The sequence below is a fragment of the Legionella stuttgartensis genome (assembly GCF_977063405.2).
This window is the reverse complement of record NZ_CDRUHA020000109.1, coordinates 145,434-161,951: the sequence shown is the minus strand read 5'-3', so window position 1 is coordinate 161,951 and position 16,518 is coordinate 145,434. Positions and strand designations below refer to the sequence as shown.

Genomic DNA, 16,518 nt, shown 5'->3' with positions numbered 1-16,518 from the left:
CGATATGAGCGAGATTTTGGATTTTTACCAACAACGAGCAAAAGCCAGTTTATCTACCTTACCTTGGCTTGCCCAATTGCAGACTAAAGCATTAAGGGATTTGAACCGACACGGCTTTCCAACGCGTCATGATGAAGACTGGAAATATACCAGTGTTGATGCCTTATTGAACCAACCGTTTATGCGTTCTGGCACTGGAAATAGTCCTCAAGAGTCTGTGGTTGTAGCCCAGGATGGAAAAATAAATTCTGATCTACCAGTAAATCAACATGTATCAATCCAAAATGGACTCATTTTGGGCATAGAACAACTTACCAAAATTTTACCTAAAGGAGTGTTAGTCCTTCCTTTGGCTGAGGCATTAGTGAACCATTCGGAATTGCTGCAACCTTATTTGGGAACCATTTTAAAGCAAGAGCATGGTTTTCATTATTTAAATACGGCTATGATTCATTGTGGTCTATTGATTTACATCCCTGCCGGGGTTGTGATTGAAGAGCCTATCGCTTTAACACATATACAAACTCAAACGAATCAGGCAGTTTATTTACGACATCTAATTATTGCTGAAGCAAACACTCAGGCTACAATAATTGAAGACTATCAGGGTTTGGCTGATTGTTGTTATCTGACTAATAAAGTAACTGAAATTGTAGTCGGTGCTGATGCCAAATTAACACATTGTACGATTCAAAGGGAGAGTAAATCGGCTTTTCATTTAGGTCATCTGTCGGTGAAGCAATTGGCAGGTAGCGAGTTTGCCAATCATTCCTTAAGTCTTGGTGGACAATTGGTCCGTTCGGACATCAGTTTGTATCTGCAAGAAGAAAAAACTCATTCTTTAATGAATGGGATTTATGCTCCTGCTGAAGGGCAGCATGTGGATCATCATACAACAGTGCACCATTTGGTTCCTAACTGTAGTAGTGAACAGGATTATAAAGGGATTCTCACTGGACGTTCGCGTGCAGTATTTAATGGTAAGGTCGTTGTTGCCAAAAATGCACAACACACGGATGCCAAACAACAAAATAAAAATTTATTACTTTCAGCAAATGCAGAAGTTGATACAAAACCACAGTTAGAAATTTTTGCTGATGATGTTTTGTGCTCTCATGGTGCAACAGTTGGACAATTAGATGAGGAAGCATTATTTTATTTGGCGACTCGTGGAATTGATCGACTTGAAGCATCGCACTACTTAATTCATGCTTTTGCTAGCGATAATCTGCGGCTTATTCCCCATCGTCAATTGGCGGATTATATGGGGCATTTATTAACACAACAGTTGGGGTAAGCTAATGGACGCCTTGGATATTCATGCAATTCGTAGAGATTTTCCTATACTCCATCAAAAAGTAAATGATTCTGATTTAATTTATTTTGATAACGCGGCAACGGCACAGAAGCCTAAAGCGGTGATTGAGGCTATTTCTCATTATTATGAGCATGATAATTCGAATGTGCATCGCGGTGTACATACTTTGAGTGTCAGAGCAACTGAGGGCTATGAAGCTGCGCGTTCCAAAGTGAAGCGCTTTATTAATGCAAACTCCCCCCGCGAATGTATTTATGTACGCGGAACAACTGAAGCAATTAATTTGGTAGCCCAAAGTTTGGTTGCACCTCGTATTTTACCTGATGAAGAAATATTAATTACACATATGGAACATCATTCCAATATTGTTCCATGGCAGATGGTATGCAAAAAAACAGGTGCCAGGCTGCAAGTTGCACCTATTTCTTTGGATGGTGAAATTCTCTTGGAAGAATTTGCTAAAAAATTAAATAAAAATACCAAGTTTGTTGCAATTTCTCATGCCTCCAATGCCTTAGGTACAATTAATCCGGTTAAAGAAATGATTAAGATGGCCCATGATGTTGGTGCCGAAGTATTATTAGATGGAGCACAAGCAGCTCCTCATTTTGCAGTAGACGTACAAGATTTAGGGTGTGATTTTTACGCGTTCTCTGGACATAAGTTATTTGGTCCTACAGGTATTGGCATTCTATGGGGCAAAGAAGAACTTTTGGAAGCCATGTCACCTTATCAAGGTGGGGGCGAAATGATTAATTATGTTACCTTTGACGCCACAGAATATGCTGCTTTACCTTATAAGTTTGAAGCGGGTACTCCTAATATTGCCGGAGCAATTGGCTTAGGTGCTGCAATCGATTATTTAGAGTCGTTGGATAAGGACGCAATCATTGCGTATGAACAGGAATTATTGGAATATGCAACTGCTGGAGTTCGCTCTGTAAGCGGATTTAACATCATTGGAACCGCCAAACAAAAAGTACCTGTGGTCGCTTTTGTCCATGGAACAATTCACGCGCATGATATTGGCACTATTTTAGACAGTGAAGGAATTGCAATACGCAGTGGCCATCATTGTGCTATGCCATTGATGGATTTTTATAATGTGGCTGCCACTTCACGTATTTCTTTGGCATTTTATAATACTAAAGAAGAAATTGATGCATGCATACAAGCATTGCATCGAGTTAAAGAGGTATTCGCATGAGTGCTGAGTTGCGAGAGCTTTATCAAGAAATCATTATCGATCATAATCGCAATCCACGTCATCACTATGAAATGAAGGATGCGACAGTGCAAGCGAATGGTTTTAACCCTTTGTGTGGGGATAAGTTAACCGTTTATGTTAAAATCGACAAGGATTTGATTACTGAATTGAGTTTTTTAGGATGTGGTTGTGCTATATCTCAAGCTTCGGCTTCCTTGATGACGGACTCAATAAAAGGAAAAACCATAGAAGAAGCTCATGAAATGTTTCATCGCTTTCATCATATGTTGACGCAAAATGAGGAAAGTCAGTTACGTTATATGGATAAGTTGACCGTCCTTGCCGGAGTTAAGGCTTATCCGGCGCGGGTAAAATGTGCCACCTTGGCTTGGCATACTTTGGAAGCGGCATTGAATAAAGACAGTAATGTGGTGAAAACAGAATAGGAAGACATTATTACTGGGTTTTATTGTGCTTCACATACATTATGCTGGTAATTGAGTTGAATCCTACGTCCCGCGGCTTGTCCACGGGATCTGGTGAGAGCGAAAGATGTCTGGATCCCGCGGACAAGCTGCGGGACGTGGGATAGATTATTATCATTAGGTTATGACAGTGTTGCACTGCCTAGATTATAGTCACCAAAATATAAGTAGGTACTTTATGTTTGGTTTTAAGAAAAAACAGGACTTGGAGTTGTTGAAAGAAGCCATTATTAATGCGCTTAGGGAGATTTATGACCCTGAGATTCCAGTCAATATTTATGACCTGGGCTTGATTTACGATATCTTGATCGATGAAGAGGCCCATGTTGTAATCCACATGACTTTAACTACTCCAGGTTGTCCTGTTGCTCAAACGTTTCCAGGAACAGTAGAACAAGCGGTCAATAAAGTTGAAGGTGTTCGCGATTGTTCTGTAGAATTAGTCTGGGAGCCACCTTGGTCTCAAGAGAGAATGACTGAAGCAGCACGACTGGAATTGGGAATTTTTTATTAATGTGGCAGCCTTCAGCACCGATCGAGCTTTTGCGTCAACGGGCGAAATTATTAGCAAGAATACGTTCTTTTTTTACTGAGCGTGATTACTTGGAAGTAGAAACTCCAATTATGGCGCGCTATGGTACAACCGATGTTTATCTCAGTAACATCAAAGCTACTTTTCGTGGTGAATCTTATTGTTTACAAACCTCTCCTGAATACCATATGAAGCGAATGCTTGCTGCAGGGAGTGGCTCTATTTTTCAAATAGCCCGTGTGTTTCGCGATGATGAGCTAGGTCGTTGGCATAATCCTGAGTTTACTTTGTTAGAGTGGTACCGATTGGGTATTGATCATCATGCCTTGATGGACGAGATGGATGCGTTCCTGCAAATGGTGATGCAATCTAAGCCTATGATCAAAAAAACCTATCAACAGGCTTTTCTTGATGCCTGTGATGTGGATCCGTTATCTGCGCCCATTACACAATTTAGGGAAATATTAACGCGTTATGATTTGGATAATGTCTTATCTCCTCAAGAAGAGGATAGAGATCAGTATCTATTTCTCTTAATGAGTCATGTTGTAGAACCTTTTTTGGGTAAAGAATGCGCCCCGGTAGCTGTATATAATTTTCCAATATCGCAAGCGGCTTTAGCAAAAATTAATCATGGTGTGGCAGAACGTTTTGAGGTGTATTATCAAGGAGTAGAGTTAGCAAATGGTTTCCATGAGTTAACCGACGCTACTGCCCAAGCTAATCGTTTTGTTCAAGACCAAAAAGTAAGAAACAAAAAAGGTTTTCCTTCTGTGGACGCGGATCAATATCTTTTGCAGGCTTTAGAGCATGGTTTGCCAGCTTGTAGCGGAGTGGCCTTAGGCGTCGACCGCTTATTGGCTTTGGCCTTAAAACAACCTGAAATTTCGAAAATTATTTCTTTTGATTTTACCAGGGCTTAATTCTTCATATTCTCCCGTTCAATTTGACAATCAAATCCTACACTGCACCCATGGATGGTCTAATATTAATCATATAGTAGTGCTTATTTTGTGGGCTATTAATTATGATACGGGCTGAAGATGTTTTTAAACCTGATTTTAAAAGCAAATCAGAATTTAAAGGTCCCATTGTCTTACATATGATTGATCAGAATGGTTATGGTGATGTTTCTCTTGGAATGAAAATAGCTAAATTTCTGACGAAAAAATATCCAGATGCTCCGATTTATGTTTTAGCGACAACTGATTCAATAAAAAAAATAACCGAGATTGAGCCTGACTTTTTAGAGCAAGTGACGCATCCTCAAATCAAAATGGTTAATACGAATAAGCTCCACCCTCATAAGCTCCGTGAGCTATGTGACAGTGCTCAACTTGCAGTTGAAACTGCAATTTTTAATAACACATTGAATCATTATCATAAGAAAAGTACCTGCCCCAAAATATTTATTGGTGAATATGGGCTTTATGAAAAGCCAATTTATGAGCCACCTATAATTAATTTAAGTGGAAATGTGGGGGTGGGAGAGAATTATCCGGGAATTTTAATTGAACAGCATTTAAAAGAATTCTCGCGTCTGAACCCCGATGCAAAATTGAAAGCTCGCGGCCAAATACTGAACGGACTCGATCCTCTTTTAAAAAAGCAAGTGTTTGGTAATGAGGTGGATGATGCCACTTCATTTCTTAAAAAAAACAGTTTTGCTTTTTCTTATTATAACCACCCTTATTCTTACAAGAGAGCGGCTACAGTCTTTGCAGCAAGTAATGAGGAAGGAAAACATGCAAATTATTTTGTAAGTGCTTCAGATAAGAATGAGAAGGATCAGGTCGTATTATCCATGCTTGAAGAAAAAGACTTTCAAGCGAAATTAAAAGAACTAGGCTATGGAAAGCTTGTTTTTTATACTGGAGACTCAGAAAAGCCGCATAAAGAGATTGTTTTGAATGAATCAAATCCTGGTCGAGAGTTTAGAGTATTTCAAAGAAATCGTTTTACTCATGATACAACACTTGATTTAATGCGTTTATCTGATGTGTGCGGAGTTGCCGGTGATCAATCCCTTACGGAAGCATTTTCGCTTGGTTCTTACCCTGTCCCCGAAGAGTGGCACTGTCAAATTGATATAATAAATCAAATTGCTAAAACCTATTACGCCCAAAATGGGGTAATGTCGCGTATTCATGAACATACCTGGAATAAAAAAGATTCAGTGGACGATTGGGTCTATGCTGGGGGGTTATTACAAGCTTATCGGCCCGTCGTGGACACAGTTCTTACTAAATTCCAGGACCAGGCAAATCTTTACAATGCACTCGATCATCGGCTTAATATAGAATTGGATAAACCGAAACAAGAAGAAATCGATAAATATAATAAAGCATTTATTGAGTCACTGGTGGCCAATCAAAGAAGTCTAAAAAAAGATAAAGATAAAGCTTTTTTTATCGCCACAGAAATAGCCCGTCATTATGCTAAGTTCCAACCGAGCGAACCGCTGACCCTGAGTAAAATACTTGATACAATGAGTGCCCATGTGGGTAAACCCATTGCCCACATTCACAGCCTTCGCAACATTGTAATTAAAGAGAAAGATCTTGATTCAATAAAAAGTGAACGAAGCAGTAGTTTTATAAAAAGAAATATTACTCACAACCCCTCACGCAATACAGAGTTATTCACTAAACTCCAATCTTTACAACAACACTTTCAGTCCTCGATGGAGACCAGTACACAAGGTAAAAGCAGTTCGTTTAAAGATAAATTTTCTGATATGTGTCAGACGGAACTTACCGAACAAGATCTTGAGAGAGCCGTAAAATATTTAGCTAAATTAAGCATACACGAACTTGGGGAGGAGGTGGGTTTTGGTCATACCCATAATTTTGGCAAAGTGTTGGATGACGGGTATCACTTTGTTGAAAAAATAACCCCATTTGAACAGGATAAGCCAATAAAAGAAAATAAAAAATTCACTTTTATTCTTGAGACGAATTATTCAAATTCGAATCAATTTGTAATTACAATTTCTAAAGATCAATTGCGTGAGTTTTCAGAGCGACAAAAGCAAGTAGAAGCTCAATCAACGTACAACTGTTGATGATGTCAAGCACCCGACGCAGCGCAGCGCGTCGGGTGCGGGCTTATTGAGTATTAGTTACAACATATCGATTTGCTTTCGGCAAAGATGGAATAAACCTCGTTGTCACCAATAATTAGATGATCCAATAAGCGGGCATCAACTAATTCAAGAGCCTCGCGGATGCGTTCAGTGACAACAATATCTTGATGGCTTGCATCGGCTAGACCTGATGGGTGGTTGTGGGCAAGGATGAGGGCCGCAGCATTAAGTTGTAAGACACGTTCGATGATGGGTCTGGGATGAATCGTGGCCGTATTGATTGTGCCAGAAAAAAGTTCTTCATAAGCAATGATGCGATGTTGATTATCAAGAAACAGAGCAGCAAACGTTTCATTTTTATAATCGCGCATCCGCTTTTTTAAATAAGCATAGGTTTGTTTGCTGTTGGTGATTTGAGTTTCTTTTTGCAACTGAATGTAATCACTGCGACGGCACATTTCTTTAACTGCTTGCAATTGGGCATAGCGTACATCTCCCAAACCATGGATTTGCTTGAAACTTTCTTTATCTGCGTTAAGAATGGCACGTAAATCTCCCAAATGTTTGAGGAGGTCAAATGCTAATTGGACACAGGATTTTTTATTACTGCCGGAACTAATAAAAATTGCGAGTAACTCTGGATCTGAAAGACTTTGTGCACCGTGGGTAAGTAATTTCTCACGCAGGTCTAACTGCCGTGTTGATTGGACAACCGTCATTTTTCTATTCCTTTATTGCGAAGTTTATGCTTTGATCGAAGCTATTCTTATCAAAAACGTTGAACCATGCAAGATTTTATTGGGAAAAAAGTACTTCTTGGAGTTTGTGGTGGGGTGGCTGCATATAAATCAGCTTATCTGATTAGAGAGTTAACTCGAGCAGGTGCTGAGGTTAAAGTGGTGATGACCCAATCAGCCCAGGAATTTGTTAGTCCTTTATTGATGCAAGCTTTATCAGGAAATGATGTACGTACGAATTTATTTGATGCCCAGGCAGAACGTGCTATGGGGCATATTGAATTGGCACGTTGGGCTGATTATTTGGTGATTGCACCTGCTTCTGCCAATTGTCTTGCCAAAATAGCACAAGGTATCGCTGATGATTTGCTCTCAACGTTATATCTTGTTGCAGAAGTTCCCGTGATTGTTTGTCCAGCGATGAATCGCAGCATGTGGTCTCATCCCGCGACGCAAGCCAATTGTACGCTTTTACAGGAACGTGGAGTTATTTTTGTGGGCCCTGAAGAAGGTTCCCAAGCTTGTGGAGAACAGGGTTTTGGGCGCGTAAGTGAAGTGGAGCAAATCATTAGCGCTTTACGCTTACATGAGGTACATCGGTTATTAGTGGGTAAAAAAGTGCTGGTTACTGCGGGACCTACTCGTGAATCTATAGATCCCGTGCGATATATCAGCAATTATAGTTCCGGAAAAATGGGCTATGCCTTAGCAGAGGCTGCTGCCATGGCTGGAGCACAGGTTACTTTGATTAGTGGACCGAGCTCTTTACAGGCTTCGGCGACTATTAAACGGATTCAGGTTGAGTCTGCACAAGAAATGCTGAATGCTGTCATGCAGGAGTTGCCATCAGATGGTATATTTATAGGAACAGCTGCTGTTGCAGATTATCGGGCTGAGTCACCGGCGTCTGAGAAAATCAAGAAAAAAAATCATGATGAAATGACACTTAAGTTGATCAAGAATCCCGATATTTTAAGTCGTGTTGTTGATTCAGCTAAGGCTTCTTATGTGGTTGGATTTGCTGCTGAAACTACGGATGTTTTACATTATGCCACTGAAAAATTACAGCATAAAAAACTGGATATGATCGTGGCTAATGCAGTTGGTAAAGGACTTGGATTTGACAGTGAGGTCAATCAAGTTACTTTGATTGCAAAAAACAAGCAAATCGAGCTGCCCTTAACCCATAAAACACGGTTGGCTGGACAAATTATTGCAATCATTGCTGCAACTCTGCAAAATGATGCGCATTAATGTTAATAGGAAAAATTATGACGCAAGCGATTCAATTAAAAATTCTTGATGCTCGAATAGGTGACACAATTCCGTTGCCTACTTATGCGACCGATGGTTCAGCCGGGCTAGATTTGCGTGTTTGTATCAATGAGCCGATTCAAATTGCACCGCAAGAGACTGTGCTATTGCCAACAGGTCTGTCAATTTATATTGCTGATCCCAAATTAGCTGCCGTGATTTTACCTCGTTCGGGGTTGGGACATAAAAATGGTATCGTTTTGGGTAATTTAGTTGGGTTAATTGATTCTGATTACCAAGGTGAACTTAAGATTTCTTGCTGGAATAGAGGAATTGAACATTTCACTGTGAATCCTGGAGAGCGTATTGCGCAATTAGTTTTTATTCCAGTTGTACAAGCAGCTTTTGAAATAGTTAATGAATTTACTGAAACCTCTAGAGGAGACGGTGGATTTGGCAGTTCGGGGAGACATTAAATGAACTATCAGCAAAAGCAAGTTTCTCGCTCTGTGTTTCGTGCTTATGATATTAGAGGCATAATTGGTCAAGAATTGGATGAAAATGCGTTCTACAGCATTGGACTGGCTCTAGCCTGTTATTTACGTGATTTGCAACGCCAGCAAATTTTCTTAGCACGCGATGGTCGCCTCACCAGTTTTGGCATGGCTTCAGCTTTAAAACAAGGATTACTAGATAGTGGCATTGATGTACTTGACCTGGGCGAGGCTCCCACCCCGGTGATGTATTTTGCAGTTCATACTCAAGGTATCGATTGTGGTTTGATGGTAACAGGAAGTCACAACCCGGCGAATTACAATGGCATCAAAATGGTGTTATTGGGTAAGACTCTAATGCAAGAAGATATTGATATCTTGTATCGGATGGTTCTGGAAGGGAAACGCGTTGTTGGTCAAGGTAAGGATGTGCCATTCGATATTTTGCCTAGCTATAAGCAACGGATTATAAGTGATATAAAAATCAAGCGCCCATTAAAGGTTGTCGTTGATTGTGGGAACGGTATTGCTGGTCCAATTGTGCCGCAAGTGCTTCGTGAATTAGGTTGTGATGTGATTGAACTTTATTGCGATGTCGATGGTCATTTTCCTAATCATCATCCTGATCCAACCATCGAAGCTAATTTAGTTGATCTGAAAGCCGCGGTAGCAACACATAAGGCAGATTTGGGATTAGCTTTTGATGGTGATGCCGATCGCGTAGGTTTGGTCACAAATAAAGGAGAAATGATTTGGCCAGATCGTTTGATGATGCTTTATGCGCGTGAATTATTAACGCGTCGTCCCGGAGCAACTATAGTTTTTGATGTGAAATGTTCCAGTCATTTAGAATCGGTGATCAAAGAAGCGGGTGGAGTAGCCAAAATGTGCCCTACTGGGCATTCCATTGTGAAGCACATAATGAAAGAAGAAGGAGCTGCTTTGGCTGGTGAAATGAGCGGCCATTTATTTTTCAAAGATCGTTGGTATGGATTTGACGATGCACTTTATAGTGCTTGCCGGTTACTCGAAATCATTAGTGCTTCTGATATGACAGTAAGTGAACAATTTGAAGTAATTCCGAATAGCGTCAATACTCCGGAATTAAAAATTGCCATAGCAGATGATGAGAAATTTCAGTTTATGAAGCGGTTTAACGAAATGGCAGAATTTCCTCCACAGGCACGTGTTATAGCAATTGATGGTTTACGTGTGGAATTGGATAAGGGATGGGGTTTATTGCGTGCATCCAATACAACTCCTTGTCTTGTTGCTCGTTTTGAAGCAGAAGATGAACATAACTTAGAGCAAATTCAGGAGTTATTTAAAAAACAGATGCATTTATTAGATGACACACTGGAGTTGCCATTCTAGGAACGTTGAACCTGGGCGAGGGTATCGCCCTAACCTGGGTTTTAAGTCATCCCTAAAAATAAAGTATCAAGTTTTATTGAAATGTATTCTAAAAAAGAACACACTAAGTTCAATTTATGATGAATCTTTATGATAAATGGAGTTACGCTTGGAACATTTAAAGTCATTTGATCCTTCCAAATTATCTAATACGGTAAGCATGAGTAAAGCAAATATGCCCCTTGTCACAATTGGCCATGGTTGTCACTTGACTATAGCTTCTTCGCAAGTATTGGCACATTATTCATCTGCGGTTGCTTTACCACCTCAGGCTATGGATGTAATCGAAGCTTCATATCAGTATTTAAAAGTTCATGTTGATTCGAGAGTACCCATTTATGGGGTTAACACAAATTTTGGTGATCAAGTTCGTTATATCGATGCGGCTTTAAAAGATACTGAGGCACTGGACTATTATGAGTCGATAAATGAGCGACAAGAAAACATCATTCGCTCTCTTTCTTGCGGTTTGGGCACAATTGTCGCGCCGCATATCGTTCGAGTGACTATGATGCTGCGTGCCCATTGTTTGGCACAAGGTTATTCTGGTGTTCATCCCGAACTAATTAACTCACTGTTAGATTTTCTAAATGCTGGTATTACTCCCGTAGTTCGTTGCTATGGTTCCATTGGTGCCAGTGGTGATCTTATTCCCCTTTCCATGATTGCCGCAGCGCTTATTGGAGAGCCGGTTGCGGTTACTTACCAAAATAAAGTAATGCGGGCGCCTGAAGCGATTCAATTAGCAGGGCTTAAGGCTTATAAACCTGTCATGCGTGATGGTCTTGCCCTCATTAACGGCACATCATTTATGACTGCAATAGCCAGTTTGGCCGTTTATGATTTGCACCGTCTATTCAATCAAATGTTGGCTGCCATTGCGATGACCTTAGAGTCTTTGCTGGTAATAAGCAGTGCTTATCATCCCATGGTGCATCAACTGAAAAAACAAAAGGGCGAAACGACAATCAATCAATTTTTTATTGATTTCTGGGAAGGCAGCCAATTATTGACCGATTTAGATGAATTACGAACCACAGATTATACCTATAAACCCGTGCAAGATTATTATTCTATTCGTTCTGTTCCTCAAGGATTTGGCCCCTTTCAAGAAAACTTAGAACGTGCGATTAGATGGATAGAAAATGAAATGAACTCCGTTAATGATAATCCTGTCATTGATGTCGCAGCGAATAATATTCATCATAGTGCAAATTTTATGGGCTATTATATTACGGATGCATGTGATATTTTGAAAATGAATATTGCCCAGGCATCTACGTGGATGCATGCATTACTTGCAAACTTAGTACATCCTCGTAAGAATCATAATTTACCGGTAAACTTAGTCCCTAATCCAGGAACGCATAATGGTTTTCGTTCGATGCAACTGTTGTCAGCGGCACTGGCAGTACAAAATCGTAAATTTGCTCAGTCACATCAGTCATTTACTTTACCTACAGAGGGTGATAATCAGGATGTAAATAGTTTAGGAACTCATGCCGCTCTGGATTTTCAAGAGTCAGTCGCTAATTTGGAGCGACTCACCGCAATTTTGTTTCTTGCTGCAACACAGGCTCTTGAGTTACGGGGTATTGAAAAAGCAAGTAAAAAAGCACAATCTATTTATCACACGGTTCGTCAGTATTCTCCAAAAATAGAACACTGTAGGCCGATGACAGAAGAAATTGAACTAATTATCAATTTACTGAGGGATAGTAAAATATAAAGGAGTAAAACGTGCGTCGGTCTCATTTATACCTAACGCTTTCTTCATTTTTCATGGCTGCACCAGTCTTAGCGACGTCTGATTTTAATCTGCCTTTTGTTAATACATCAGGACTGGGAGTGGCTTATGCCGATTGGGCTAGTGCAGCCAGTGATGCGAGTACGGCTTATACAAATCCGGCGGGGCTGGTTAAACTGACTCATCAACAAATAGTCGGTAATGCATTAGGGATCATAGGTACTGCTCGATTCACAGGAACCGCAACGACCCCGACATTTCCATTTCCATTCCCTGTGGTCCAGTCGGGAGAAGCGAAGAGCCAAATTAAGGCTTTTCTCCCTTCATTTTATTATTCGGCACCTCTAAACCAGCGCATTTCTTTTGGTTTTAATCTGACGACTCCATTCGGATTGGGCACGAATTATGGTTCTACGCGATCCTCTATAGCACGTTATGCTACAACCCGTGCTCAAGTTGTGGGAATTGATGCAGGCCCAAGCTTAGGGGTTAAAATAACCGACCGGTTTTCTGTTGGAGCGGGATTTGATGCGCTGCATTTGGCATTCACTCTAAATAATATGTATGGTCCCCCTGTTTCTTTTCCTTTTGATTCAAGACTTGAGAATCATTTAAGTGGCTGGGGATATGGTTGGCATGGTGGTGCTTTATTTGATTTTACCCCAGAAACACGGATTGGGTTTAGTTATTACTCGCGAATCTCACTTACCACAACGGGACATAGTACCGTTCATGCTCCTGCAATTGGACCTGAAGTAGCAATTTTTAGAACCAACCAACAACGAACAAAGGCGGCTTTACCAGCCCGAGGCGATTTGAGTTTGCAACATGATTTCACAAAACGTTGGACAGGAATGGCCACAGTATTTTACACCCATTGGAGTACCTTTAAACAAATAACGATGGAAAATACGGAAACGCCAATGGGAGTAACACTACCAGTAACGATTCCTTTTAATTATCACAATTGTTTTGATTACGCAGTTGGCGCAACCTATAAGGCCACTGAAAAAATATTATTACGTGGTGGGATTAAATTTATGAGTACTCCCTCCAATGATCGCGATCGCGGCATCGCTGATCCTGTGGGGAGTGCTACTATTTTGGCTGCAGGTGCTCATTATCAACAAGATGAGCACTTAAGCTATGATGTGGGTGTTGGACATTCGTTCTTTAATCCTATGTCGGTGAATCTAGTTACTCCTTTGACTGCGCTTAAAGGACATACTCACACACAAACAACAGCCATTGGCGGACAAATTAACTGGAGTTTTGCTTAGTTTTCAACTATCTCGGTCTAGAGAAGGGGGCAACGGGTGCTTTTTTTGCTGATGGGGGACAAGAACGTATTGAGCATGACGTTAACGAACGCTTGCCCCTTTTCTAGGAAATAGAGAGTTTTTTTCCATCTAGCTCAAATATTTTGGCATCTATCATTTCATCAATTTTAGTTACAGAATCTGTATCTAATGAAAAAAACCTGGTTGTTAAACCTTGTCCTTTCGACAACACGGCATAAGAAGTACTTTGTTTGAAATCAGCTACGAAATGATTTAATGTGTCTTTATCGTCTATTTCGGATAGTTTATTTTCAAAATCCCTTATAATCTGACTTTTCAAAATATCTCCTTTTAACGATTGATATTTTGCCTTGAAATTTTCAAAATCATCGCCTTGTACTGTAAATATATGGAAACGGTCTTGAGGGGTGGATGCAATTTCTTGAGAAGGAGATGTAATTTCGAGTTTGACGAGTTCCTCGATTTGTTCGTCTTGGGCTACTTCTTGGATTTGATCGTCTAGCGCTACTTGTGTTTGATGCTCTTCTTTTCGATCCTCGAAATTATCTGCAATCGCTTCTTGTCGCCATGTTCCCTTATGGAATTTATCAATGCCGAATTTTTCAATGTGTTTACCTTCTGATGTATCTTCAGCATACGAGCTTAAACGGCGCATTATCGCGTTATTTAAGGGCCCTTTTGTTTGTTGCAGTCCATCATATAACGCAAAAATAACAAGTTGTCCGATCAAGTCATCTCTATAATCCGAGGACATAATTTCACTTCCAGCTCCATAAGATTCATCCTCCATAAGACTATATCCCGATCTATCTTTTAATTTCTCAACATCAAGTTGAACACCTTCAAAGTGTTCTGGAAAATAAAACTGACATCTTTGGATATAGCCATTGAGCATCGCCTTACAAGTACCTTCACCAGGTGTTGGATTATACATAGCCCAAACATCAGGCAGGACATAGGTCTCTCCGTCATAATACTTTTCAGCCTCTTCTGTAATTCTTGGAAACCATATGTCTTGGGGTTGATTATTGATCAAGTATTCAATTGATGTGACGATTGAGGTAGTATCCAAATAGTATCCGCCATATTCTTCGAGTATTGCCGCTTCCAGAATATCTTTTTGAGCGGAATATGCGTTATGTTCTCCCAATAAATCCACTGTTTTTTTTAGATTTTCTCGTTCTTCTTGAGTTAAATGTTTGGCATCTTTATAAAGATCTTCAATGGGTTTTAGCGTAATGTCAGGATCGAGATATCCAGCTTCTTTAATTCCTTCAATTATGGCCTCTGGTACCCACATTATTATTTCTTGATCTTGAGGATTCGGAGCATTTGGATCTCTATTTTTCTTTATGTCCATCACATAATCTTTTAATTGTTGGGCTAAAGCATTAGGACCATTTTTAAATGCATCTTCGTATTTGCCACTAGGCACACGACCCATCCAGATATAATGAAATTTATTAGTTGCCATTCAAATACCCAATTAAATTAATTTAGCTAAATGCTCATTAGTTAGCTTGCACATTAATTATTCTAATTGCTCCCTTAATTTAAATTTAGCACATAATTTAAACTTCCTTGTGGTTGCTCTTGAAAAACTGATGACAGAATTGATTTAATTTGACTCACTGTGGCGTTGTAATATACTTTGATTATTGATTAAATATCTTTTTATGATTTATCTTAAGGAATGTACTCATGCCAGGAATTATTAAAGTACAAGACATTGATGGTTTTGATGTTGTAGTTAACCAATCTAAAAATAAGCAGGGTGTGCGATTTGAGTTCTCTTTGGCCTGTCCAGTCACCGATAGGATGGGGGAGATCTGTCAAGTGCTTATGGAAAATCCAAGGGATAGTCTTTGCTTGGACTTCACTAATCATCCGCTCAGTGATAAAGATATTTCTGAACTGGCCACCTTTTTACAATCCGATAAATGTCCAAATTCTATAAACCTAATACTCGCCAAAACTTCTCTTAGTATGAAATCATTAGAGATCTTGGCAGCTACTATTACTCAAGGTTGTCATGCTTCTGAAGTTAAATTGGGACTAGGCGGCAATAGATTAAGAAATGAAGGCGCCGTTTTGTTTGCTCATGCTTTGCAGTCAGAACATAGCCCAGAAAAAGTGTCGCTAAACTTGGCCAATAATGAGATTTCAGATAAAGGGGTTATTGAATTAGCAGAGATGCTTAAATTACCCGGAAGTACTAAAAAGTTATCGTTAAATTTATTATTTAATCCTACAACAAAGCTTGGTTCTGCAGCTTTAATTGAAGGCATGGAATGTGGTTCACAAAAGGATGGTTTAAATCTAACTTATGAATTTAGTAAACATGGAACAGGCATTATCTGTAGTTTAGCTAATACATTAAAATCCAATAAATGCCCCGAGGAATTATCATTACAATTTGGAGTCAAGCATCTCACTACAACAGAAGTTAGTATATTATTTGAAGCCTTAAAGACAATACAGACTCCGTGTCAACTGGAGCTTGATTTAAGTGAGCAAGGACTAAAAGATGAGGGCTTTGCCATTATTCTAAAGGCTTTAGAACACATGCCTGAGGGCTTAAAAATAAAGCTTCATTTGGCATACAATGCAATTACACAAGAGGGCGCTGAAATGCTATCAAGTTTTATTCGTGCGAATAAACTGCAAGCTGAAGTTTATATGGATTTGACTGACAATTCTTTTGGTGGTGAAACCGGAAGGCACAGAATCCACGATGCAATGGTTCACAATCCTCAAATCTTAAGTTGGTTGTCAATTCAAGGACCGACCCGAGATATAAGTGATCTTTGTAGAAGTATTCGTGAGCATGCACCAGAGATTAAGAATATAGAACATTCGAAGTTTACCATTTAGCCATCATTTTTGGGCTAATTGTTCTTCTTCTTTATAGTATCTTAGTATGCTTGTGTTCATAATTTTCATGC

General features: G+C 39.7%; 14 protein-coding genes. 12 read left to right on the top strand and 2 right to left on the bottom strand.

Going from position 1 to position 16,518, the window contains the following annotated elements; all coding sequences use genetic code 11:
• The first annotated feature begins 4 nt into the window (after positions 1-4).
• From sufD to ACWTEW_RS35410, 6 genes are all read left to right on the top strand, one after another.
• Positions 5-1,297, top strand: a complete 1,293-nt coding sequence (gene sufD / locus ACWTEW_RS35435; protein ID WP_454782685.1) for a Fe-S cluster assembly protein SufD — start codon at positions 5-7, stop codon at positions 1,295-1,297.
• A gap of 4 nt (positions 1,298-1,301) precedes the next feature.
• A complete protein-coding gene (locus tag ACWTEW_RS35430; RefSeq protein ID WP_454782684.1) occupies positions 1,302-2,525 on the top strand; it encodes a SufS family cysteine desulfurase in 1,224 nt (407 codons plus the stop codon).
• A complete protein-coding gene (gene sufU, locus ACWTEW_RS35425) occupies positions 2,522-2,971 on the top strand; it encodes a Fe-S cluster assembly sulfur transfer protein SufU (RefSeq protein ID WP_454782683.1) in 450 nt (149 codons plus the stop codon). Before ACWTEW_RS35430 ends, sufU begins: the two co-directional genes overlap by 4 nt.
• 217 nt (positions 2,972-3,188) lie before the next feature.
• Positions 3,189-3,524, top strand: coding sequence for an SUF system Fe-S cluster assembly protein (locus tag ACWTEW_RS35420; protein WP_454782682.1), 336 nt, complete (start codon positions 3,189-3,191; stop codon positions 3,522-3,524).
• On the top strand, positions 3,524-4,465 hold the full coding sequence (epmA, locus tag ACWTEW_RS35415) for an elongation factor P--(R)-beta-lysine ligase (RefSeq protein WP_454782681.1): 942 nt from the start codon (positions 3,524-3,526) through the stop codon (positions 4,463-4,465). Before ACWTEW_RS35420 ends, epmA begins: the two co-directional genes overlap by 1 nt.
• Before the next feature lie 104 nt (positions 4,466-4,569).
• Positions 4,570-6,606 carry a hypothetical protein gene (locus tag ACWTEW_RS35410; protein WP_454782680.1) on the top strand — a complete coding sequence of 679 codons (2,037 nt, stop codon included), beginning with the start codon at positions 4,570-4,572 and terminating at the stop codon, positions 6,604-6,606.
• Between the two features lie 53 nt (positions 6,607-6,659).
• Here ACWTEW_RS35410 and radC read toward each other — a convergent pair whose 3' ends face one another.
• A complete protein-coding gene (gene radC, locus ACWTEW_RS35405) occupies positions 6,660-7,346 on the bottom strand; it encodes a RadC family protein (RefSeq protein ID WP_454782679.1) in 687 nt (228 codons plus the stop codon).
• 66 nt (positions 7,347-7,412) lie between these two features.
• Between radC and coaBC the strand changes: the two genes are divergently transcribed.
• The 5 genes from coaBC to ACWTEW_RS35380 all read left to right on the top strand — a co-directional run bounded on the left by coaBC (position 7,413) and on the right by ACWTEW_RS35380 (position 13,552).
• Positions 7,413-8,618, top strand: coding sequence for a bifunctional phosphopantothenoylcysteine decarboxylase/phosphopantothenate--cysteine ligase CoaBC (gene coaBC, locus ACWTEW_RS35400; protein ID WP_454782678.1), 1,206 nt, complete (start codon positions 7,413-7,415; stop codon positions 8,616-8,618).
• Positions 8,619-8,635: 17 nt separating this feature from the next.
• On the top strand, positions 8,636-9,094 hold the full coding sequence (dut, locus tag ACWTEW_RS35395; RefSeq protein WP_454782677.1) for a dUTP diphosphatase: 459 nt from the start codon (positions 8,636-8,638) through the stop codon (positions 9,092-9,094).
• Positions 9,095-10,486: a phosphomannomutase/phosphoglucomutase gene (locus ACWTEW_RS35390; RefSeq protein WP_454782676.1), complete on the top strand. Its 1,392-nt coding sequence runs from the start codon at positions 9,095-9,097 to the stop codon at positions 10,484-10,486.
• Between the two features lie 148 nt (positions 10,487-10,634).
• Positions 10,635-12,254, top strand: coding sequence for an HAL/PAL/TAL family ammonia-lyase (locus ACWTEW_RS35385; RefSeq protein WP_454782675.1), 1,620 nt, complete (start codon positions 10,635-10,637; stop codon positions 12,252-12,254).
• Between the two features lie 11 nt (positions 12,255-12,265).
• The gene (locus tag ACWTEW_RS35380) at positions 12,266-13,552 is read left to right on the top strand and encodes an OmpP1/FadL family transporter (protein ID WP_454782674.1); all 1,287 of its coding nucleotides are present in this window, start codon (positions 12,266-12,268) and stop codon (positions 13,550-13,552) included.
• Between the two features lie 103 nt (positions 13,553-13,655).
• Here the strand turns inward: ACWTEW_RS35380 and ACWTEW_RS35375 are convergent, their stop codons facing one another.
• Positions 13,656-15,047, bottom strand: a complete 1,392-nt coding sequence (locus ACWTEW_RS35375; protein ID WP_454782673.1) for a hypothetical protein — start codon at positions 15,045-15,047, stop codon at positions 13,656-13,658.
• A 227-nt stretch (positions 15,048-15,274) separates the two neighbouring features.
• Between ACWTEW_RS35375 and ACWTEW_RS35370 the strand changes: the two genes are divergently transcribed.
• Complete coding sequence (locus tag ACWTEW_RS35370; protein ID WP_454782672.1) at positions 15,275-16,447, top strand: leucine-rich repeat domain-containing protein; 1,173 nt, start codon at positions 15,275-15,277, stop codon at positions 16,445-16,447.
• Positions 16,448-16,518 lie beyond the last annotated feature (71 nt).